General features: G+C 70.2%; 20 protein-coding genes. 10 read left to right on the top strand and 10 right to left on the bottom strand.

The genetic code is table 11. The features are described from left to right. The first annotated feature begins 43 nt into the window (after window positions 1-43). The 5 genes from OG381_RS46115 (at window position 44) to OG381_RS46095 (ending at window position 3938) form a co-directional block, all read left to right on the top strand. Window positions 44-232, top strand: coding sequence for a hypothetical protein (locus OG381_RS46115; RefSeq protein WP_327721969.1), 189 nt, complete (start codon window positions 44-46; stop codon window positions 230-232). A gap of 13 nt (window positions 233-245) precedes the next feature. Continuing rightward, window positions 246-956 carry a hypothetical protein gene (locus OG381_RS46110; protein WP_327721968.1) on the top strand — a complete coding sequence of 237 codons (711 nt, stop codon included), beginning with the start codon at window positions 246-248 and terminating at the stop codon, window positions 954-956. A 38-nt stretch (window positions 957-994) separates the two neighbouring features. Then, on the top strand, window positions 995-1927 hold the full coding sequence (locus tag OG381_RS46105; RefSeq protein WP_327722734.1) for a DUF6895 family protein: 933 nt from the start codon (window positions 995-997) through the stop codon (window positions 1925-1927). Next, window positions 1924-2844, top strand: a complete 921-nt coding sequence (locus OG381_RS46100; protein WP_327721967.1) for a DUF6895 family protein — start codon at window positions 1924-1926, stop codon at window positions 2842-2844. The genes OG381_RS46105 and OG381_RS46100 overlap by 4 nt, the downstream gene beginning before the upstream one ends. Before the next feature lie 71 nt (window positions 2845-2915). Next, complete coding sequence (locus OG381_RS46095; RefSeq protein ID WP_443062001.1) at window positions 2916-3938, top strand: serine hydrolase domain-containing protein; 1023 nt, start codon at window positions 2916-2918, stop codon at window positions 3936-3938. Between the two features lie 106 nt (window positions 3939-4044). On the opposite strand, the gene OG381_RS46090 is transcribed toward OG381_RS46095, so the two are convergent. The 8 genes from OG381_RS46090 to OG381_RS46055 all read right to left on the bottom strand — a co-directional run bounded on the left by OG381_RS46090 (window position 4045) and on the right by OG381_RS46055 (window position 11902). After that, entirely contained in the window at window positions 4045-5406 is a 1362-nt protein-coding gene (locus tag OG381_RS46090; RefSeq protein WP_327721965.1) for a carbohydrate-binding protein, read from the bottom strand. A gap of 186 nt (window positions 5407-5592) precedes the next feature. Continuing rightward, a complete protein-coding gene (locus tag OG381_RS46085; RefSeq protein ID WP_327721964.1) occupies window positions 5593-7260 on the bottom strand; it encodes an alkaline phosphatase D family protein in 1668 nt (555 codons plus the stop codon). Window positions 7261-7775: 515 nt separating this feature from the next. After that, the gene (locus tag OG381_RS46080) at window positions 7776-8468 is read right to left on the bottom strand and encodes a GAF and ANTAR domain-containing protein (protein ID WP_327721963.1); all 693 of its coding nucleotides are present in this window, start codon (window positions 8466-8468) and stop codon (window positions 7776-7778) included. A gap of 178 nt (window positions 8469-8646) precedes the next feature. Continuing rightward, on the bottom strand, window positions 8647-9057 hold the full coding sequence (locus tag OG381_RS46075) for an ATP-binding protein (RefSeq protein WP_443062000.1): 411 nt from the start codon (window positions 9055-9057) through the stop codon (window positions 8647-8649). 643 nt (window positions 9058-9700) lie between these two features. Continuing rightward, a complete protein-coding gene (locus tag OG381_RS46070) occupies window positions 9701-9859 on the bottom strand; it encodes a hypothetical protein (RefSeq protein ID WP_327721962.1) in 159 nt (52 codons plus the stop codon). A 157-nt stretch (window positions 9860-10016) separates the two neighbouring features. Next, a complete protein-coding gene (locus OG381_RS46065; RefSeq protein ID WP_443061999.1) occupies window positions 10017-10175 on the bottom strand; it encodes a hypothetical protein in 159 nt (52 codons plus the stop codon). Between the two features lie 78 nt (window positions 10176-10253). Then, window positions 10254-11498, bottom strand: coding sequence for an IS256 family transposase (locus tag OG381_RS46060; RefSeq protein ID WP_327721961.1), 1245 nt, complete (start codon window positions 11496-11498; stop codon window positions 10254-10256). A gap of 143 nt (window positions 11499-11641) precedes the next feature. After that, window positions 11642-11902, bottom strand: coding sequence for a hypothetical protein (locus OG381_RS46055; protein WP_327721960.1), 261 nt, complete (start codon window positions 11900-11902; stop codon window positions 11642-11644). Between the two features lie 610 nt (window positions 11903-12512). Here OG381_RS46055 and OG381_RS46050 point away from each other — a divergent pair. After that, on the top strand, window positions 12513-12737 hold the full coding sequence (locus OG381_RS46050; protein WP_327721959.1) for a hypothetical protein: 225 nt from the start codon (window positions 12513-12515) through the stop codon (window positions 12735-12737). 108 nt (window positions 12738-12845) lie between these two features. Here OG381_RS46050 and OG381_RS46045 read toward each other — a convergent pair whose 3' ends face one another. Continuing rightward, a complete protein-coding gene (locus OG381_RS46045) occupies window positions 12846-15116 on the bottom strand; it encodes an MMPL family transporter (RefSeq protein ID WP_327721958.1) in 2271 nt (756 codons plus the stop codon). 175 nt (window positions 15117-15291) lie between these two features. On the opposite strand from OG381_RS46045, the gene OG381_RS46040 reads away from it, so the two are divergent. From OG381_RS46040 to OG381_RS46025, 4 genes are all read left to right on the top strand, one after another. Continuing rightward, on the top strand, window positions 15292-16464 hold the full coding sequence (locus tag OG381_RS46040) for a sensor histidine kinase (protein ID WP_327721957.1): 1173 nt from the start codon (window positions 15292-15294) through the stop codon (window positions 16462-16464). Further along, window positions 16439-17101 carry a response regulator transcription factor gene (locus OG381_RS46035; protein ID WP_327721956.1) on the top strand — a complete coding sequence of 221 codons (663 nt, stop codon included), beginning with the start codon at window positions 16439-16441 and terminating at the stop codon, window positions 17099-17101. Before OG381_RS46040 ends, OG381_RS46035 begins: the two co-directional genes overlap by 26 nt. A 462-nt stretch (window positions 17102-17563) precedes the next feature. After that, the gene (locus OG381_RS46030; protein WP_327721955.1) at window positions 17564-18256 is read left to right on the top strand and encodes a response regulator transcription factor; all 693 of its coding nucleotides are present in this window, start codon (window positions 17564-17566) and stop codon (window positions 18254-18256) included. Continuing rightward, complete coding sequence (locus OG381_RS46025; protein ID WP_327721954.1) at window positions 18253-19704, top strand: HAMP domain-containing sensor histidine kinase; 1452 nt, start codon at window positions 18253-18255, stop codon at window positions 19702-19704. Before OG381_RS46030 ends, OG381_RS46025 begins: the two co-directional genes overlap by 4 nt. A gap of 204 nt (window positions 19705-19908) precedes the next feature. Here OG381_RS46025 and OG381_RS46020 read toward each other — a convergent pair whose 3' ends face one another. Next, window positions 19909-22059: an MMPL family transporter gene (locus OG381_RS46020; protein ID WP_327721953.1), complete on the bottom strand. Its 2151-nt coding sequence runs from the start codon at window positions 22057-22059 to the stop codon at window positions 19909-19911. Window positions 22060-22075 lie beyond the last annotated feature (16 nt).

Raw genomic sequence — 22075 nt, 5'->3', positions numbered from 1 at the left:
CATGGGAGAAGACAAGCACATCTCTCACAAAGGAGATGGTGGTATGTCTGCCACCGAGTTTCTGCTCGATGACCTCATCGAGGTCCAAGGGATCGATGTGGAGGCGGCTCTCGACCCGGTCGAGGCCGACGGCTACTACCGCGACAGCCGCCAGTGCGCGGCGCTCGCCCTGACGAGCTCGTCGAGCAACATCCTGCTGTCGCCTCCGACGCCACGTCCGAAGAAGGGCTGACGGGAGAAACCGAATGGACAAGTCAGGCACTTCGACCCGCCTCGCGGGCGCAGTGCAGGGCCTTACGACGGAACTGGTCTCCGCTCTCCGGAGCGGGGACCCGTTTCGGCTCACGGGCAGCCTCGCGGAGGGGGACGACCCCGAGGTGACCGCCGGTCTGGCCCTTGCCGCCATACGGGTGATGGGAGCCGATGCCGTCCTGCCGAGCGCCCTGCGCAACGCGCCCCCGGAGTCCGACGATCTCAGCATGTTCAGCAAAGCCGTGCACGCCTACCCGCCACCCGCGGACGCCTCTCCCACCTCGGTGTGGAGTCACTGGGCCATGAGACGAGCACTCCTGCGGCTGGACGCGTCCCTCGACGGCGACTGGGACCACGACGCCGAGCCCGACGCGACATGGCTCGAGGATGCCCCGTGGCAGTTCCTGACCCACCAACTCGCGGTGCTCGCCCCGCTCGCACTCCCCGACGAGGACTGCGCGGTGGCCCGCGTGGCACGCGGCCGCCCTGTCGACGTCTCCCGGGGATTCGTCCGGGCAGTCCGCCGCCGCGACTGGCTCCAGGCGGCCGGAGCGGGACGCTGGCTGGTCCTCCTGGACGACGTGCCGGAAACCCTCGGGCTGGACACCGGCCTGGAGTTCGTGGCCCAGATGGGCCGCGCCGACGCACGCGTGGCGCTGCAGGTCCAGGCCGCGCAGCTGATGCGGGCCGGAGTGCCGGTGTGACGGCGCATGAGACCCAGGAGGCGCGCCAGGTCCGGAGGATGGCCGAGGCCGCGTTGGCCTGGGTGTCCGCCCACCGCGACGGATTCCGGCTCGGCGAGGACGCGCTGGCCGAACGTGGCAATGTGAACCTCACCTGGAAACCCCTCGGCGAGCTGGCCCAGGTGTGCGTCTGTGTACGTCGGCACACCGATCCGGCCGACCCGCTCCATGTGACCGCCTCCGACCTGTTGGCGTTCGCGTGGCAACAGACCGGGCGCGGCGCCCTTTTCGTCGAGTTGCAGCGCCTCGAACCCTTCGCGACGTACCCGCTGGAGATCTACGCGGCGTTCGCGTCGGCCGGCCTGCGCCACGCCGGCTACGAGAGCGCCACCACGACAGTGGCCCGCACCCGCAGCTGGCAGGTGACGGAGCAGCAACCGAACCGGCGCCTGAGCGTGCTCAACTCCGAGCGCCGCAGCGGCATCCCGGAACACGCGGACCTGCCTGAGGCCTTGCGACGCACCTGGCTCGCCGGTCTGCCGGAGCCATGGACCTTCGAGGGAGCCGCCGGCTACACGCTTACCCATGTGGTCTACCACCTCACCGACTGGGGCCGGACCCCCGAGGCCGTACCCCCGCCGGTGGCGGCCTACCTCCGGCACTGGCTTCCGTCCTGGCTCGACACCTGCCTGGAGGACGAGCAGTGGGACCTGAGCTGCGAACTCCTGGCCGTGGCGGGCAGTCTGCCGGGTCCGCCGGAGCGCGCCCTGTTCCAGGACGCCTGGGCGAGGCTCGCGGTGGCGCAGGACGACTCCGGGGCCGTCCCGGAGGTCGGCGCCGGCCGCGGCGGCCATGGCGGCGCGCACGACTTCATCGACTGCTACCACTCGACACTGATGACGGTCTTCGCCGCCGTGCTGACCATCAACCGTCTGCGCGGGGCCGTCGAGGACGGCGCGGCGGCGCGGAGTGGACAAGGAGGGTTGAGATGACCAGCACCCGTCTCGTGCACAACGTCGGGGCCGGCGCCCTCGAGTGGCTGTATGCCCACCGCGACGGTTTCCGGCTGGAGCCGGACGTCGATCCCGAGATCGGCTTTCTGGAGCGCTTCAAACCGGTCGCCGAACTGGCCCTGATCTGCAAGGTGTTGTTCCGCGAAGGCGTCGCCGGATCGCGACAGGCCCAGCTGGCACGGCAGTTGGTCGACCATGCCTGGCGTCACACGCTGGACGGCGGCCGGATGCTGGTGCTCGGCCAGGCGACCGAGCCCTTGTCTCCCGTCCCCTTCGAGGTGTACCTCCCGTTCAAGGAGCTGGGCTACAGCTGTCCCGAGGCCGAGCAGGCCTTCCTGCTCAACCAGCGTCTGGAGAGCCACGCCGCCCTCGAGATGGCGCCGGTCCGCCGCCTCGGCCTGTCCGCGTACCAGCGCCGTTTCGGCCTGCCGCCCCGGCCGCCGGAAGCCGACATCGTCCCCGAGACATGGCTGGGGCGCACCCCCGAACCCTGGACGGTCGAGGGGCACACCGCCTACGACATCACCCACACCGTCTTCCACCTGACCAACTGGGGAGAGCGTCCCGACGGTCTGCCACCACACATCGCCGACTATCTCGCGACCTGGCTGCCGGCCTGGCTGGACGACTGGCTGGACCTGCAACGCTGGGACCTGCTCGGCGAACTGCTCGTCGTCGATGCCTGCCTGCCCCGCCCCACCTGGGACGAGCGGGCCTGGGAGGGCTTCGCCGCCGCCCAGCAGCCCGACGGCGCGATGCCCGCCATCCGCACCATGCCCGAGGGCGACCCCGACGAGGTGTTCGACATCGTCTACCACTCGACACTGGTCGCCGCCTTCGCCTCCGTACTGGCCACCTCCCGCGCCATGGCGCGGCTGGTGCGCACACCGGCATGACCACGCGGCCCGTCCCCTGGCCGGGTGATCCGCTCGGCGCCACCGGCGTGCTCCCGCCCGGTGGCCCGCCAATGGACGCATCCGCAGATGCCGACGGCGACGTGGTGCGGCGGCTCGACGCGGCCGTCGGCGCCGTGGACGCACCCGACGTCGTCTTCGCGTTCTCCCGGCACGGTCGCCGCACGGTGCGATGTGGAGGCAGCGCGCCGCCCCCGTCCGTCGCGCGCCACGAACTGCGCTACGAGATGGGGTCCGCTTCCAAGACGTTCACCGGACTGCTGCTGGCCCACCTGACGCAGACGGGTCTGTTGTCTGCGGCCGAGCCGGCCGCCACGATTCTGGACCCGGCTCGGCCGGCCGGCCCGGACCCCGTCACGCTCGCCCACCTGATCACCCACACCTCCGGACTGCCCGGCCTTCCTGCCGACTTCTTCGTCCGGGCGCTGCCCACCTGGCGCACCAACCCTTACGCCCGCTATCCGGCCGAGCGGGTGATCGACGCCTTTCTGCGCCATCGGCGGCGCCGCAGGCCCGGCACCCGCTGGCACTACTCCAACTTTGGTGTCGCCGTGCTCGGTCACGCGCTGGTGGCGGCGACCGCGACGCCGTGGGACGAACTGCTCACCGGTCAGGTGCTGCGTCCGCTCCGGCTGAGCGGCACCGCCCTGTGCCCCGGCGGCACGGACACAGACGCCGTCGGACACCTCAGGGACGGTACGACGCCCACGCCCGCATTGTCCGTCGGCGGCTTCCAGGCGGCCGGCGCCGTCCGGGCCACCCCGCACGACCTGCTCACGTTCCTCGAAGCACACCTGGACCCGGCGGGCCGGCCCCTGACCGACGCTCTGCGGGCGGTACGCCGCCCCGTGCTCCGGCGCGGACTCGGGCACCGGCATGTGCACACGGTGGCCTGGTTCCAGCACCCTACCGAGCGCGGTCCGATGTACTTCCACGGCGGGGCCACCCTCGGGCAGCAGGCCTTCCTGGGCTTCAGGCCCGACACCGGAACGGCGCTGGCCGCCATGTGCACGCGCCGCTTCCGCGCTCGCGACGCCTTCATACCGACCGCGTACGCGCTGCTGACCGAGGCATAGCGCGACACCGACCGAGGTAGGGCGCGACAGGCCGGGAGCGGCCGACGTCATGCCGCGGCGCGAGGACCGAGTCCGAGGACCTCGCGCCGCGGCATCGCCACGCTCGTCAGAGGCGCTGCCACAGGGCCGGAGTGAGGGCGGGCTGCCACGCGCTCTGCGCCTGATGCGCCTGCAGGCACTCGTAGGAGACGCCGTCGTACGTCACGCGCGCTCCGGTGTCGTAGACCTGGCCCGCGGCCCAGCCGGTCTGAGCGTCCTGGGGCGCGGCCGTACCGCTCTCGACCGTGCTGGTGCTGAGGGTGAGGCCGTAGGCGCTGAGCACCGGGTTGATCGGCTGGTAGAAGGTCGTTCCGCCGCTCGTGCAGTCACCGGAACCCCCCGACGTGACGCCCTGCGCCTGGGTTCCGGAGATGTAGGAGCCGCCGGAGTCGCCCGGCTCGGCGCACACCGTGGTGCGGGTCACACCGTCGACGGTGCCCTCGGCATAGCTGACGCTGGTGTCGTGCTGCTCGATCGTTCCGCAGTGCCAGCCGGTGGTCGACCCGGACCGGCAGACCGCGGCGCCCGCCAGGGCCTTCACCGAGCCGGCGGTCTGCACGTTCTCGTCACCCTCCCCCTTGACGGCGGGCGTTGCGGTCCAGTCGCTGTTGACGCCCACCCAGGCCATGTCCTGGCCGGGGAAGACGGAGTTCTGGAAGGTGCCCTGGTCAACCTTGTTGAAGCCGGTGGTCTTGGCGCCCGCATTGCCGCAGTGACCGGCCGTGGCGAAGCCCTGCTGCTCGCCCTTGGTGATGGAGAATCCCACGGAGCAGCGGGCCTGGTCGTCGATGTAGAAGGCGTCACCGCCCCGCACGTCGTGCAGGGCGCGGGGCTGCTCCGCCGACACCTTGACGTCCACGAGCCCTGCGGCGACTTCGGCGGCAGCGATGAGCGTGTCCGCGGCGGCACGGCTCGTCGCCTGGACCGTCACCCGGTTGGTCCGTACGTCGACGTACCGCACCGGCGTGTCGAGGGCCTTGCCGGTCACGGCGCCGTCCAGCTTCGTCTTGGCCTTCTTCAGGTCCTCCAGCGCGGTCTTGACGACCGCCGCCTTCGCCCCGCCGGCCTCGATGGCGGGGACGTCCGCGGTGTCGGTGGTCGCGACGGTCAGGTCGGCGGAGGTCGCGCCGCTCACCCATGCTCCCGCGAAGTGCTTGCCCAGCGCGTTCTGGAGCCGGCCGGCGCGCGTGCCCGCCTCGGCCTCGTTCACCAGGCGCGTCCTGGCCTGTGCGTCGGTCAGGCCCAGGTCGCGCACCAGTGCGCTCAGGAGTGCGGGCGACGGCTTGTCGGCGCCGAGCGTCTCGGCGGCGGAGGGTGCCGGTGTCGGCGCGGGGGGCTCCGCGGCTGCGGTGTGGGGCAGCCCCGCGAGCGCGAGCGCGCCGAGCACCGTCAAGGCGGCACAGCCGACTCCGGCATGTCTGTGGACCATCAGGCGTCTCCTCGGGTTTCGGTGGCAGAAGGGCCTCGAAACCTTAGGTTTTGCCGAAGAGGGCTCAGAAGATGTCCGGTTCCCGGCCGTTCCGCGCATTGGACGACGCGAAGGGCCCGCCCGGCGGAGCACCGGATGCTGACGGGTCGGCACCCCGGTACGGGTGTCGACGTCCCGGTGCCGGTGTCACGCGGGCTTGAGTCCGGGGTTGCCGGCCTCGGTCACGAAGGACGCGGCGGTCGTGATCGGCGCGCCCGGCGTCGTCACGGCGGACACGGTCTTGAAGTCGGCCCGCGCCTTCTGACGGTCCAGGGTGACCCTCACATAGCCGCGCCGCCCGTCGTAGAACTTCAGATGCGGGTTGGCCTTGAGGTATGTGTCCCAGTTGGGTGGCCTCTCGGCGCCGTCCCGGCCGCTCGCCACCGACGTGGCGACGATCTCCGTGCCGAGGGTCTTGGACGCCGGATCGTCGAAGTCGTCCTTGATGTCGAAGGCGTACCCGACGTGCACGTCCCCGGTCATCACCACCAGGTTCTCGACCTCGGCCGCTTTCGCGCCGTCGAGGATCCGCCGACGGGAGGCCCGGTAGCCGTCCCAGGCGTCCATGGACATCTTCGGCTCCGCGTTGAGGTCGAGTTTGCGCTGGGAGAAGCAGACCTGTTGCGGCATCACGTTCCACAGGGCCTCGGAGGCGCGCCAGCCGTCGATCAGCCAGCTCTCCTGCGCCGCCCCCGTCATGGTGCGGCTCGGGTCGTCCACCTCGGGGCCGAGAACTGCGTGTTTGGCGTCGCTGTACAACTGGTCGGAGCGGTACTGACGGGTGTCGAGAACGTCGAACTGGGCGAGCGTGCCCCAGTGGAGCCGGCGGTAGAGCCGGCTGTCCGGGCCGCTGGGCAGCTGTGCGTTGCGCAGCGGTTGGTTCTCCCAGTGTGCCCGGTAGGCGGCGGCGCGGCGCAGTAGGAACGTCTCCGGCGGGTCGTTGTTCTCGCTGATGGCGCCCGCGTAGTTGTTCTCGGTCTCGTGGTCGTCCCAGGTGACGACGAAGGGGTGGGCTGCGTGGACGGCCCGCAGGTCCGGGTCGCTCTTGTAGAGGGCGTAGCGCAGCCGGTAGTCCTCCAGGGTCATGGCCTCGTGGTTGAAGAGGTCGGGCAGCTTGCGGTCGGTGTAGTTCCGGTGGCCGCCCACGGAGTTCACGGCGTACTCGTACAGGTAGTCGCCGAGATGGAACACCACGTCGACGTCGTCCTGGGCGAGATGGCGGTGCACCGTGTAGTACCCGTCGAAGTAGGCCTGGCAGGCGACGGCGGCGTAGGTGAGCGTCGCGGCGGCGGCCGTGGTGGCGGGGGCCGTGCGGGTGCGGCCCGTCTCGCTGATCCAGGTTCCGGCCTTGAACCGGTAGTAGTAGACGCGGTCGGGGTCGAGGCCGTCGACCTCGACGTGCAGGCTGTGGTTGTACTCGGGATAGGCGATGGCGAGGCCGGTGCGGACGGTCAGGGCGAAGCGTTCGTCGGTGGCCACCTCCCACTGGACCGCGACGTACTGCCCGGGCAGACCGCCGTCCGCCTGGTACGGGGCGGGGGCGAGCCGCGTCCACAGCAGTACGGACTGGGGCATCGGGTCCCCGGAGGCGATGCCGAGCGTGAACGGGTCGCTGGGGATCCTCGCCGCGTCGAGCTCGGAGGAGCCCGCCACGCCCCGGGCCGGCAGGTTGGTGGTGAAGGCGAGCGCGGCGGCCGCCGCGGTGATCGTGAAGAAGTGGCGCCGCCCGAAGTGCGGTGCCGCGGCACGCAGTTCAAGGTCGTGTCGAGAAGAAGTGTGGTGCAGCAGCGATCTACGACGGCCTGATGAGGCCATGTGGCCTCCTCTCGTGGTTGATTGCACGCAGGACCTGTACGCCACGTACGACAAAGTTGCAGAAAACGAACTTCTGAATGCTAATCAGATGTAGGTCACAATCGCGGCAGGTGCGAGTTCCCGAGAGCGTCGGGCCGTGTGTCCCAGCCGTCTCTGCGGGCCGTACGTCCGAGCGTCAGGACGCGAAAGAGACGGCCGGAGCCCCGATGCATGGGTCCCGCCTATCTCCGACCTGAACCCAGAGCGTCTCCAGCAACACATGCACCACCGCGGCACGGCCGCGGCCCGCGCGGCCGTCGAATTCCCCGCGCACCTGGTCGCGTTCGACCTGCTGCGCGTACACGGACAGGACCTCACCGGGCACCCCTTCAGCAACCGCTACGCAGCGCTTAAGGCGTTACTCCTCAAGGAGGGGCTGGCGGCGCCGTGGTCGCTGTGCCCGACCACGACCGACCCGGCGCAGGCAGCCGGCCCGGACGCGGCCCTCCTCACATCCCCGTCCCGTACCTGGCCCGTCAGACAGGGTCGGTACGTTCGGCGCGTACCTTCTGGGCCACGTCGCGCAGCTTGATGTTGTGTTCCTGGGAGACGCGGCGCAGCACGCTGAAGGCATCCTCCTTGCTGAGCTGGTGGCGTTCCATGAGGATGCCCATGGCCTCCCCGATGGCCTCCCGGGTCTCCACGGCGTGCTGCAGCTGGTCGATGGTACGGGCGTCGGCCAACGCGACGGCAGCGTGCGAGGCCAGCAGCCAGCCCGCAGTCTCGATGTCCTGGCCGAAGGCGCCCGGACGGCGCGCGTACAGATTCAGCGCGCCGAAGTCCTCGTTGTCGGTATAGAGCAGGACGCCGGCCATGCTCCCGATGCCCAGCTTCTGGGCCTGCGCGGCGAACCGCTCCCACGTCGGCTGGGGCTGGGACATGTCGGCGATCCGGTACACCCGCTCGCCGTCCTTGCGGCGGGCCAGGTCGAAGCAGGGGCCCTCGCCCAGCTCGCCCTGGAGTCGGTCCGAGTCCTGGACGACGTCCCCACAGAATGCCAGGGTCACGGCCCGGCCCTTGCGGACCGCGAGGATGCCGGCAGCGTCACAGCCCTCCACCAGCTTCACCGCCGACGCCGCGATCTCATCCAGCGTCGCCTGAACCGAGTCCCGAGCCAGCAGATCCCGGGCGAGCAGAGCCATCTGCTCGGCGTACTCACGCCAATCCATCCGTCACCCCTGCCTCGATCACCGAATCGGCAACCCTACCCCCAGCCGCTGAGCCGCAGGCCTGGGCCTGCAGTAGAGGCGCCGGCCGGTCCACACCGCTCTCGTCGAAAGCATGAAATCTCGTGGGCCCCGCTGTCTCCACCCCAGTCGTGCCAGGTGGGAGGCATCGCGTGGTCCCTCACATCAGGCGGCCTGCCGGGTTCCCGCCGGGATCGTCGGCCAGCGCGATGGCGGCCATGATGCGTTTCCCCACCGGCTCGCGGCGCATCTCGAAGCTGCGGCACGCGCCGATCACGATCTCCAGGCCGTGCTGTCCGACCCGGCCCGGATCAGGGCGCTGGGCCACCGGCAGTGTCGGATCGGTGTCCCACACGCTGACCTCCACCGCGCCGTCGTTGATCTCCAGGTCCAGTAGACACGGACCGGGGGCGTATTTGTGCGCGTTGGTGACCAGCTCGCTGACCACCAGCAGCACCAGGCCCATCGCACGCTCCGACACCGGGATGGCGTGCACGGCCTGCACCTCAGTCAGGAAGGCCCGGGCTGCATCCCGGGCCTCGGCCACCGACTCACTGCCGGCGAACGTCACAGCCGACAGGATCGGACGGTCGGCCAGTGGCAGATCCTCGTTTTCGGGCACCACTCAACCCCACCGCCACCCTCGTCCTGAGGAACACGGCTACCAGCCGGGCGGACACGCTCGCGTCAGCCATCACGCGAAAGCACGCCACGTGATCCCCGAACTCGTCGGATGACGTCCACAGAAGGTGACACAGCCACCGCTTCGCGTCGGAAGCGTGGAATCGGTGCGCACTTGGAAGAACAGCGGCTGGGGCGGTGGAAGACGCCGACCATGCCTGCGTCTATGCCGTCCAGCTGGTCGCTGCCCGAGCCGATGCGCGCCGTACCGGTCAATGATCCGGCGCTGCCCGCGGGGTGGGCGGCGGAGCCGCGGCGGGTCGTCTCCCTTGTCGCCGAATGGTGTACCTGGGCTTTTGCCTGCGGATCGCACCGTTCGACGATTTCGCATACACGGGCGCGGAGTTCGTGACTCCGCAGGTCAATTGGCCGACGCAGTCGCCTCGGCGCCGGATCGGGGTGCTGACGCCCGTGAGCAGCGCGCGCTGCGGCCGGGTGAGCCGGCCGGCTGTCCCCACCTCGGCCCTGAGCGGAGCCACATGGTCCGCATGGCTACACCATTCGGCGGACACCGTTGGCGAATTCGGCGGCGTCTATGTGGGGCTCAGTCGGCTGAAGCGGGAGGTGCGGGTGGTAGCGAGCCCGATCACTTCCCGGATCCGCATGCACAGACAGCCCTTCGGGAACGCCAGCCGGGCCACCTCGGCGGTCTGGACCGGAACCTCACCCGGCAGATGTGGACGCAGCGACACCTCGATCACCTCACGATCGCGCCCCCACGCCGTTCCGTCCATCATCACGTCGCCGCAAGGGCATTTGGTGACCACAGCCGAATTCGCCAACAGTGTCTTCGGCGGGACGCCATCCGTCGACAGCCCGGACGTCCCAAGATGAGCTGTCGAACTCGGCCTACCAGGGTGAGCGGGTGTCGCGGAGTGCTTCCGGGGTCTGCTCGGGCAGAGCCGTGTTGTGGTCGGTGCGCAGCAGCATGCCCGGGTCGGGTTCGAAGTCCTCATTGGGCGGTGCCGGCTGGTGGAAACGCTCGGTGCGCGGAATGGTGACTTCCACCAGCCGGCCCTCCTGGAACATCCATAGCCCGAAGCAGTCGTCGTCCTGGTCGCGGTCATGTCCCGCGGGGTGGTGTAGTCACGGCAGCTGTTTCGATTCCGGTTGCGGGGTGATCTGCGGCTCGGGTGGAGTGGGCTGGGTGGTGAGGAGTTCGGCCATGGAGGCTTCGGAGAGGTAGCGGCGGTCGAAGACCTGCCATTCGTCGTGGAGTTCGGCCAGGACCGCGGCGGCGAGCCGGTCCAGGGCGGCGGGGTTGGGGAAGACCTGGACGACGTCGGCCCGTCGTTTGATCTCCCGGTTCAGCCGTTCCAGCGGGTTGGTCGACCAGATCTTCTTCCAGTGCGTCGGAGGGAAGTCCGCGAACGCCGTGATGTCCGGTGCGGCGTCCAGCAGCATCTTCTTGACCTGCGGGAACTGTCGTCCGAGCATGTCGGCCACCACGTCCAGCTGGGTGCGCACCTGCTCGGCGGTGGTCTGCGCGAAGATGGTGCGTATGGTCGCTGCCACCATCTCGCCCGAGCCCTTTTCGATCACGCTGAAGACGTCCCGGACGAAGTGAACGCGGCACCTTTGCCAGGCCGCACCGAGGAAGACGGTGCGGATCGCGGCCACCAGCCCGCTGTGGCTGTCGGAGATCACCAGCTGGACGTTCTCCAGGCCGCGGGCCCGAAGCGAGCGCAGGAACTTCGTCCAGAACGGCTTCGATTCGCTGTCGCCGACCATCACGCCGAGGATCTCGCGGTGTCCGGTGGCGGAGATGCCGGTGGCGATGACCACGGCCTGCGAGGCGATCCGGTGGTTCACCCGGGCCTTGCAGTAGGTGGCGTCCAGGAAGACGTAGGGGAAGACGGTGTGATCCAGCGGCCGTTCCTTGAACGCGGTCAGCTCCTCGTCGAGTTCGCCGCAGATCCGCGAGACCTCGGACTTGGAGATCCCGGAGTCCGCACCGAGTGCTTTGACCAGGTCATCCACGCTGCGGGTGGAGACGCCGTGCACGTATGCCTCCATCACCACGGCGAACAACGCCCGGTCGATGCGCCGCCGACGTTCCAGCAGCGAGGGGAAGAACGACCCGGTCCGCACCTTCGGGATCTTCAGGTCCAGGTCGCCGGCCTGGGTGGTCAGCAGACGGTCGCGGTGTCCGTTGCGCCAGGTCGTGCGCGACTCGGAGTGCTCACGCGGGGCGGCACCGATCACCTCGGTGGCCTCGGCCTCGATGAGCTCCTGCAGGATGCGCTCGCACACCACCCTGATTGCTTCAACTCCATCGGCCCGACGTAGTGACTCCAGCAGCCGCATCAGCTCAGACTGGGACAAGGCCATCGCGTGCTCCTCCGGTTGAACTGCCCGTTCACCAGGGAGACTTACGCGATGGCCTGCCCTTGTTCAGGGAGCATGCACGGTCAGCGGATGCACGCCCCGGGCAGACACCAGCGCGTTCCGCGGCCAAGCCCGGCTACACCACTTCAAGGGACGCCATCCTGGTCGCGAAGCAGAACTTGCACCGTATGCGGATTCGGCCACGGCAGCGACTCCAGGTGCCTGAGCAGGCCCTTGCGGGCACGCACTTTCTCCAACTCCAGGGCCCACCCGAACTTGTAGCCCCAGTGCCCCGCTATCGGGACGAAGCGACCTTGCCACGTGCGTTCCGGATCGTCCTGTGTCAGCGGTTCCATCACCTCGTCCGACCAGCGGGCGAGCACGATGGCCTCGGCGTCTCTACTCATGCGGGAGTATCACCGCATCCGCCTGGTCCACCGCAACCAAATTCCTCAACCGACCGACGCAGGCAAGGTGGGCGGATCGGCGACGAGCGTCAGTGCCAACGAGCCCGCAACGGCGCCTTGGAGAAGCTCATCTGCGCCCAAAAGCTGCGCACGCCACTACATCAGAACATCCTGGCTGCGCCCGTACGCGGCCTGCACGGCCGCGACCGCCTCCGCCTCCGCCTACGTGTCGGCGCGCGTGTCGATCGTCAGCTGCACGCCCTCCTCTCCCCCGATGCCCGGCCCGGCCCCGAGCCCGGTCGCGGTGCCCTGGAAGGCCCGCACCGTGTTTCCGAGAACCGGAAGACGTCGCCGAGGTCGCTGAGCACCTGGTGTGCTTCCGCCAGCTGCCTGATTCAGTGCTGACGCGGGCTGCAGCTGGGGGCGTTGTCGGGCCTGCCGAACGGAGGCGGCATGGGGTGGACTCGGAGCTGACCTGCCGGTGCGGAGTGCGGGGAAAGACGAGGACGCGCTCCCCGCCTCTGCGACAGACGGGACGCGGGACAAGAGAGGCAAGACGGATGCGAAGGACGCGCCGGATCTATCGGTGGACGCGGGGTATCCGCACCGCATGTATCTCTCGAAACCGGTGAAGGCTCTCTTACTCGGCATCGGCGTCTATGCGCTGCTCGTGCTGATGTTCCGATACGGGCGCGGCGGCATGGCCTGGGACAAGTCGCTCCTGGTCGCCCTGGTCGCAGCGCCGGTGGCGCTGTTTTGGGGATGGGTGCGGGACCACTGGAACGACCGGGCCCGAGAGGCCGGCGCGAGGTGGCGGCGCAAGAGGCAGAACTGACGATGATCTGGCTCAAGGACCTCACCAGGACCACCCGATGATCACGACTCGATATGTCCCTGGGTGACGCGCTGAGGTGCCGGACGCCACGGGCGGGCAGGAGTTGAGTCAACGGTCAACCAGCCGTGGGCGCGGGGCCTCACCCGTGGATTCCGCGTCGGTGTCGTCGGTGCCGACAGGGCCGCGGGGAAGCATCCGGTCCAGCCACTTCGGCAGCCACCAGTTGGATCGGCCGAGGAGTGTCATGGTCGCCGGTACCAGCACCATGCGTACGACCGTGGCGTCGATGAAGATCGCGGTGGCCAGGCCGAGCCCGAACATTTTGGTGGAGGGGTCCTCGGCTACGGCGAAGGACAGGAAGACCGCCACCATGATGAGGGCGGCCGAGGTGATGATCCGGGCGGTGCCCGAGACGCCCTCAACGATCGCCGTGCCGTTGTCGCCGGTACGCAGGTACTCCTCGCGTACGCGGGAGAGGAGGAACACCTCGTAGTCCATCGACAGGCCGAACAGGATGGCGAAGAGGAACATCGGGATGAACGACACGATCGGAACCGTCGCTTCCAGCCCGATGAGTGCGCCTCCCCAGCCCCACTGGAAGACCGCGACCATGATGCCGTAGGCCGCACCGATGCTCAGCAGATTCAGCAGTACCGCCTTGAGCGGTACGAGTATCGAGCGGAAGACCAGCATCAGCAGCAGGAACGACATCGCCAGCACGGCGGCGACGAACACCGGCAGGCGTTGGCTGGTGCGTTGACCCACGTCGGACAGGCTCGCGGCGGCGCCGCCGACGTGGGCCCTGGCCGGGCCGTTCCCGATCGCCGAAGGCACCACGTCGGTGCGCAGCCGGGCGATCGTGTCGGCCGTGGCCTTGTCCTGAGGGCTGGTGGTCGGGAACACCACAAGGGTCGCGATACCGGTGGCCCGATCGATGTGCGTCGGCGCGACGGATGCGATGCCCGGGTCCGCCGCGACCGCCCCGACGAGTCGATCCAGCACTCCCGGATCACCGGTGGGGTCCGCGGCAATGACGAGGGGACCGTTGGTGCCCGGGCCGAACCCCTCGGCGACGAGGTCGTAGGCCCGGCGCTCGGTACGGCTGTGGGGCAGTGAGCCGTCGTCGGGCAGGCCGACGCGCAGGCCGAGCACGGGCAGCGTCGCGGTCAGCAGCACCCCCGCCGCACCGACCGCGTACGGCACCGGGTGCCGGCTGACGTGCCCGATCCAGCGACGCCACCCGGCGGCGTGGGCAGAGCCTGCCGCCGGGTCCCGCCGCCGTGCGAGTCGGCCCAACTTCCTGGTCTGCACAGCCCGGCCGATCCAGCCGGCCCGGGCCAGCCGCGGGCCCGCCACGCCGAGGAAAGCCGGCAGCAGCGTCACCGACGCGAGCACCATCGTCAGGACGACGATCGAGACAGCAACCCCGCCCACCGTCATGAACGGCACGTTCGCGACCACCATGCCGAGGATCGACACGACAACGGTTCCGCCGGCGAAGACCACCGGCCGCCCCGCCGTGGCCACCGCTCGTCCGGCCGCCGCCTGCGGATCGAGCCCGCACGCGAGGTACTCCCGGTGCCTGGCGAGCACGAACAGCGCGTAGTCGATGCCCACTCCGAGCCCGACCATGCTGCCCAGGACCGGTGCGAAGGTGGGGACGTCCGTGACCCCCGCCAGTACCGTCATCACGGCGACCCCGACGGTCAGTCCGAAGACCGCCATGCCGATCGGCAGCGCGGCAGCGACGAGCGAACCGAACGCCAGGAACAGGACCGCGGCCGCGGCGAGGAGGCCGATCAGCTCGCTTGCGCCGCCATCGGGGTCGGAGAAGGCGTAGAAGAGACTCCCGCCCATCTCGATGCGCAGGGGCAGTTCGGCGCGCAACCGGTCGCCGAGATCGATCAGGGCGTCGAGGTCTTTGGCCGACAGCCGGCTCTGGTCGGGGTACTGCACCCGGACGACTGCGATCCGCCCGTCGGCCGAGACCAGGCCGCCGCGCACGGTGGTGTCCCCGCGTGCGTCGAGCGCCCCCGCCGCGTCGCTCGTGCCGAGCACGTGCGGCAGCCGCTTCACCTCGGTCTGCAGCCGCGTGAGAGCGGTGCGCGCGCTGCCGTGGTCGAAGAACGTCGCAGCGCCGTCGAGGGGGGTGACGACCACTTGGGCGGTCATCCCCTCCTGGCCGGTGCCGGCCCGCTCGATCAGTTCCGCGGCCCGTTGGGAGTCCAGTCCCGGAGCGGTCATCGAGTCCGCGGTCCGCCCGCCGATGGTGACGGCGGCGAGGACGGAGAGCGTGGCGGCGACCAGCCATGCCGCGATCACCCGCCAGGGATGGCGGGCGGCGCTTGCGCCCAGGCGCAACAGGGCTTTCGACAGCATCGGGTCCTCCAACCACCTCGTCGGCCGTCCATATACGGCCGCCGATGCCGAGGCTCGTCGCCACGGCGCTGCGCGGCATCGGCTCACGGGCCGCGGATCCGTCAGCCCCGGGGCGGAGCGAGGACCCGTCCTTTCGGCCGATGCGCGGCACGCCGCGGTCCCTAGGCTGAGAACCGTGCTCCGAGACGACCTGCGAACCCTGTGGACCGAACCCCGGCCGCCCGACGCGCCAGCCCGGGTGCGGCGGGACTGGGCGCTGCTCGCCGCGGGCCTTGCCGGTGTGGCGCTGGAGGCCACCCTGCGCGAGAACGTCGTGTGGCGGCCGATGGCGGTGGTGTTCGCCGTATGGCTGTGCCTGCTGCCCCTGTGGCGCCGGACCCGCCCGCTGGCGACGGTGACGCTGGCGTTCGGCTCGGTTATCCTGCTTCAGGTGGCCTCACTCGTCGCCGCACCAGGCGAGCCCGTCGGCCTGAACACCACCGCGGTCGTGCTCGTGCTGGTGTACGCGCTGCCCCGATGGGGATCGGGACGCGAGATTGTGCTGGGCGGCGCGGTGATCCTCGCGGCCAGCGCGCTGTGTTCCGTCACCGACGAGACCCCGGTCGTCGAAAATGTCATGGGCTTCGTCTTCCTGCTGCTGCCCGGCGTGGTCGGGGCTGCCGTGCGGTTCCAGGTGACCGCTCGCGAGCGGCAGTTGGAGCAGGTGCGCTCCCGCGAGCGCGAGCAGCTCGCCCGGGAACTGCACGACACGGTGGCCCACCACGTGTCGGCCATGGTGATCATCGCCCAGGCGGGCCGGGTACTCGCGGGCACCGATCCTTCCGCCGCCGTCCAGGCGTTGGAGGAGGTCGAGGAGGAAGGGGCACGCACGCTGGAGGAAATGCGCGTCATGGTCGCCACGCTGCGCGACCGCGGGGTCGGCGCCGAGCTGGCGCCGCCTGCCGGAGTCGCGGATCTGGAGCGCCTGGTGCGCACCCCGGGTGGCCGCCTCAGGGTCGACCTGGGGCTCGACGACGAACTGGACGCGCTGCCCCCGGCCGTGGACGCGGCCGTCTACCGCATCGTGCAGGAGTCGGTGACCAACGCGCTGCGCCATGCAGTCGACGCGACCGAGCTCGTCGTTCGGGTCGCCGCGGAACGGCACACGGTACGGGTGAGCGTGCGCGACAACGGCCGGCGCACCGGCCGGGGTCGCGACGGATACGGACTTACCGGACTTCGCGAGCGTGCGGCCCTGCTCGGCGGCACACTACGAGCCGGCCCGGGTACCGACCGGGGCTGGCATGTCGAAGCCGAACTGCCGAGAGCGAGGAGCGAGAGCGGTGTCCATTCGCGTCCTCGTCGCTGACGACCAGACGATCATCCGCACCGGGTTGCGGATCATGCTGAACGCCCAGCCCGGCATCGAGGTGGTCGGCGAGGCCGCCGACGGGCGGGAAGCGGTACGTCTGGCCCGCGAACTACGCCCCGACGTCTGCCTGTTCGACATCCGCATGCCCGTACTCGACGGACTCGAGGCCACCCGGCTGGTCGCCGGCCCGGGCGTCGCCGACCCGCTGGCCGTGGTCGTCATCACCACGTTCGACCTCGACGAGTACGTCTACGGCTCACTGCGCGCCGGCGCCCGCGGATTCCTCCTCAAAGACACCGGACCAGACCTTCTGGCGCAGGCCGTACGGTCGGCGTCCGACGGTGAGGCGCTCATCGCGCCCAGCGTCACGGTCCGTCTGCTCCAGACATTCGCGGACCTGCCCGCAGGCCGGCCCGTGGCCCAGCCGGTCTCCCCCATCACCGCCCGCGAGGAGCAGGTGCTCCTCGCCGTCGCTCGCGGGCTGACCAACACCGAGATCGCCGATGCACTGCACATCAGCCTCAGCACGGTGAAGACACATCTGGCCAGCCTGATGGCCAAACTCGGCGCCCGCAACCGAGTCGAGATCGCGATGTGGACCTATGAAACGCGCCGTATCCTCCCCGGAACCTGACCCAGCAGCCGGCGTCTTCACGCGTGGAGGGGTTCACCCGTATACGCCATTCAGCCAGCCTTCATCGGTTCTGTCCTTCGTGGAGACCCCGGCCTTTGGGCCGGAGAGGATCGGGTGCGCCGTCCACCGGCCGACACCCGCTGCCCTCACGGAAGTTGATAACGTGTGAGACGTGACGCGGCAGGTCAGGCGGGCATGCAAGTACCGCTTCTGCCCCATGCAGTGGAAGAAGACCGAGGAACTGGCCTTCCTGGCGACCGCTGGAATTCCCCGCCTATAGGCGGGAGAGGAAGTCAACGCCCAGTACATCCGTGGCTCCGAACTGCGGGGCAGATGCTCGTAGTAGGTTCCATTCCTCAGGTACCCGTAAGAGCGCGGTCCCCAGCGACGCTCTAATCCTGGCCTCAGGTTGGTCGGAGACAATGAGCGGCAAAAACATCGACTGGAAGGGGGCGGGCCGGCGTGCGGATCATGATCGCGGATGATGAAGCGGCCATCCGCGAGTCGCTGGAGCGGGTGCTCCAGGTCGAGGGTTACGACACCAGCACCGTCGCCAACGGTCTCGCCGTGCTCGACGGGGTCGGTGGGGCCGACGGCGACACGCTGGATCTGCTGATCCTCGACGTGATGATGCCCCGCCTCGGCGGGCTGGAGACCTGCCGGCGGTTGCGGGCCGCGGGTCGGGATCTGCCGGTGCTGATGCTGACCGCCCGTGACCAGGTCTCCGACCGGGTCACGGGGCTGGACGCGGGCGCCGACGACTACCTGCCCAAGCCGTTCGCCACTGAGGAGCTGCTGGCCCGGGTGCGGGCCCTGCTGCGCCGGCGCACGCCGACCGACGAGGAGTCGCAGATCCTCTCGTTCGCCGACGTCCGGCTCGATCCCGACAGGTTCGAGGCGTGGCGGGGCGAGCGGCCGCTGCGCCTGACCCGGACCGAGTTCTCCCTCCTACAGGTCCTCATGAGCAACGCGACCCGGGTCCTGACCCGCGACGCGCTGTTCGAGGCGATCTGGGGCTTCGACATGAGCGCCACCGCCAACAACCTCCAGGTGTACGTGAGCTACCTGCGCCGCAAGATGGAGGCCGAGGGTGAGCCGCGATTGATCTACACTCTGCGCGGCCTGGGTTACGTGCTGCGGGAGACTCCTCCGTGAGCAGGCCCGCCGGCCGGGAACCGCGCCGGCTGACCCGATGGTGGCGCCGACGGTCCCTGCGGGTCAGGATGACGGTGATCGCGGCGACGGCCATCGCGGTCAGCGTGTTCGTGGCCTTCCAGGTGGCCAGCGAACTACTGGGCCGGGAGCTGCAGGACAGCGCCAAGAGTCAGCTGCGCGCCGACTCCCGCGTCCTGGCGACGAACGCGCAGCGCGCCGGTCTGGCGCAGGTCCAGCTACCGCCGTATCCCGGATCCGGTCGGCTGATGCGGGTCATCCTGCCCGACGGTTCGATCCGGACGCCGACCGGCCAACCCGCGCTGCCCCCGGTCAGCGAGGACGCCGAGCGGGTGGCGCAGGGCGCGTCGGCCGACCTGATGGAGTCGAACGACAGCGACGAGGACGGCTACCTCATCTACACGCTGCGGGCGGGCGACGGCGCGGTGCAGGTGGCCCAGGTCGCCGACGACAGCCCGATCAACCAGTTCGGGTTCGGCATGCTGGTGATCGGGCTGCTCTGCGTGGTCGGCGGCGCCGTTGTCGGGCGGACCGTGGCGCGGACCGGGCTGGCACCGATCGACCGGCTGACGGCCGCCGCGGTACGTGTCGCGCACACCCGGGATCTCGACGCCGACATCCCGGATGAGGGCGGCGGGGAGATCAGGCGGCTGATCCGGTCGATCAACGACATGCTCGCCGCGCTCCGCGACTCCCGGCGGGCCCAGCGGCTGCTCGCCGAGGACGCCGCCCACGAGCTCAAGACCCCGCTCACCAGCCTGCGCCTCAACGCCGAGCTGCTGATCCGGCTCGATCGGCGCGGCACCCTGGACAGCGCACTGCCGGCGGAGAGCCGGACCCGGCTGCTCAACGATCTCGGCGCCCAGGTGGCCGAGTTGAGCACCCTTGTCGCCGAGCTGACCGACCTGGCGCGCGGTGACGTCAGCGACGAGAGCACCGAGGTGCTCGACCTCGCCGACGTGGTGGCGGCCGCCGCGACCCGGGCACGTTCCCGCGCGCCCGACATCGAGGTCGCGCTCGACGTGACCTCTGTGTGGGTGAGCGGGCGTCCCGCTGCGCTCGAGCGGGCGGTGCTCAACCTCGTCGACAACGCCGGCAAGTGGTCCCCCGCGGACCAGCCGGTCCAGGTCCGGCTCCGTGCCGAGGGCGCGTCGGCGGTGCTCGAGGTCGACGACGCCGGGCCGGGTATCGACGCCGCGGACGTACCGCGGGTGTTCGACCGGTTCTACCGTGCCGACAGCGCCCGGGCGTTGCCGGGATCCGGTCTGGGGCTGTCGATCGTGCAGCGGGTCGTCGACGCCCACGGCGGCCGGGCCACCGTCGCCCGCTCCGCACGCGGTGGCGCGCTGCTTCGGGTCGACCTTCCGGCCGCGGCCCCGCCCGCCCCGATCGCTCGGCTCACCGCCGGGGAGGACACCGCGGCGCGCTGACCCGCCCCGGCGGCGCGGCGCAGGACAGGGGACGGCGGCCCTCAGGCATGGCCCCGCGCGGCTCACCGTCGGGGCAGGACACGGTGCGCCGACCCGAGCCCCGGCCGCACGGCGCAGGACCGAAGGGCGGCGACCGTCGGGCCCATGAAAAAAATCCGGGACGGGCCTGGGGCCCCGTCCCGGATCTCGTCCGTGCCGCCGCGCTCAGCGTTGCAGCGCGGGCTCTTGGTCGTCGGCGAGCGGCTGTGGACCGTCCGGCAGCTCCGCCGCTGGACGGGACAGCCGGCTCGGCCACCACATCCGCCGACCGATCAGCAAGGTGAGGGCGGGCACCAGGACCGACCGCACCAGCAGGGCGTCGAGCAGCACGCCGAAGGCCACCAGGAACCCGACCTCGACCAGCATCACCAGCGGAAGTGAGGCGAGGACCCCGAACGTGGCCGCCAGGACCAGGCCTGCCGAGGTGATGACGCCACCGGTGGCCGAGAGGGCTTTCAGCATGCCCTCTCTGGTGCCCAGACGCACGGTCTCCTCCCGGGCCCGGCTGGCCAGGAAGATGTTGTAGTCGACGCCGAGCGCCACCAGGAAGAGGAATGCCAGCAGCGGTACCGAAGAGTCGACGCCCTTGAACCCGAGGATCGTGTCGAAGACGAACACGCTGCCGCCGAAGGCCGCGGCGAATGAGACGATCACGGTGGTCATCAGGACCAGCGGGGCCAGGATCGCGCGCAGCAGCAGCCCGAGGACGATCAGGACGACGACGAGCACCAGCGGGATCACCAGCTTCTCGTCGCGCACGGTGGTCACCTCGGTGTCGAGGTTCTCCGCACTCGGCCCGCCGACGATCGCCTCCGCCCCGCTCACCGCGTGCACGGCGGTGCGCACCCGCTTGATCGTGTCGTACTCCGCAGCGGTGTCCGGCGCGTCCTTCGGGGTCACGGAGATGTTGGCCCAGCCACCGCTGGTCTGCTCCGGGACGGCCTCGGCCACACCGGGAGTGTCCTTGACGACGTCGAGAACCCGCTCCTGGTGCGCCGGCCGCGTGAAGATCGTCATCGGCTGGCCGCCGAGCTCCGGGAAGTGCTGACGCAGAACGGTGAAGCCGTTGACCGACTCCGGCGTGGACAGGAACTGGTCCTGCTCCCGCAGGGCGCCGGTGTTGCCCGCCAGCCCGAGGGCGAGCACGCCGAGGACTCCGAGCGAGCCGAGCGTCGCCACCCACCGGCGGCGGTTGATGGCGGTGCCGAGCCGTCCCCACAGCCCCGGCTTCTCCTCCACGGCCGTGCTGAACCGCGGGACGGCCGGCCAGAAGATCCGCCTGCCGAGCACCACGAGCACCGCCGGGAACAGCGTCAGCATGGCCACCAGCGCGCACAGGATGCCGGCCGCACCGATCGGGCCCAGCCCGCTGGTGCTGTTCAGGTCCGCGACGAGCAGGCAGAGCAGGCCGGCGACCACGGTGGCCGCGGACGCGACGATGGCCGGCGCCGCGCCGCGCAGCGCGTGGACCATCGCGACCCGGACGTTCTCATGGTGGTGCAGTGCCTCCCGGTATCGAGCGATGAGCAACAGCGCGTAGTCCGTGCCGACGCCGAACACCAGGATCGTCAGCAGCGCCGAGTTCTGGTCGTTGACCACGATGCCGAAGCCCTTGACGAGCAGGTAGACGGTCCCCATCGATGTCAGTGCGGCCGCGCCAACGGCGAACAGCGGGATGATCCACAACACCGGGCTGCGGTAGGTGAGGATGAGCAGGAGCGTGACGACGATCATGGTGGTGAGGAGGACCTGCGTGTCGATGCCGTCGAAGACGGCCTCCATGTCGCCGTCGATCGCGGCCGGGCCGGTCACGTCGAGTTCCAGGCCGGAGGGACGGTCCTTCGCGGCGTCACGTACCGGGCCGACGAGGTCCTCCGGTGGGCCGTAGGACGTGCTCACATCGAGGGTGAACACCATCGCCTCGCGGTCGGCGGAACGGCTCGTCGGTGAGCTCTCGTCGTCCTCGTCGGCCGCCGCCGTCCCCTTCGGCGGATACCGCTTGGTAAGGGTGTCGTAGTGACGCTCGACCGTCGCGCGGTCGGCGTCGGTCATGCCGCCGGCGCGGTGGTACACGAAGACGAACGTGTTCTCGTCACCGCCGGGGAGACTGTCGTCCAGCGCCGCCACCTTGGTGGACTCGGCACTGGCCGGCAGGGTGTCCACGGCGCTGTCGGTGGTGACCGAGCTCAGCTTTCCGCTCAGCGGCACCATGCCCGCGGCCAGAACCAGCCACAAGCCAATCACCAACCATGGCACCCACCGGCCTGCCAACCGACCGGCCGGCGCTTCCCCGGACGGCGCTGCGTCGACTGCCATCACTAGCCTCCTACAT

This window comes from Streptomyces sp. NBC_00490 (assembly GCF_036013645.1).
Classification (GTDB): Bacteria; Actinomycetota; Actinomycetes; order Streptomycetales; family Streptomycetaceae; genus Streptomyces; species Streptomyces canus_F.
This window is presented reverse-complemented; position numbering and strand designations above follow the sequence as displayed.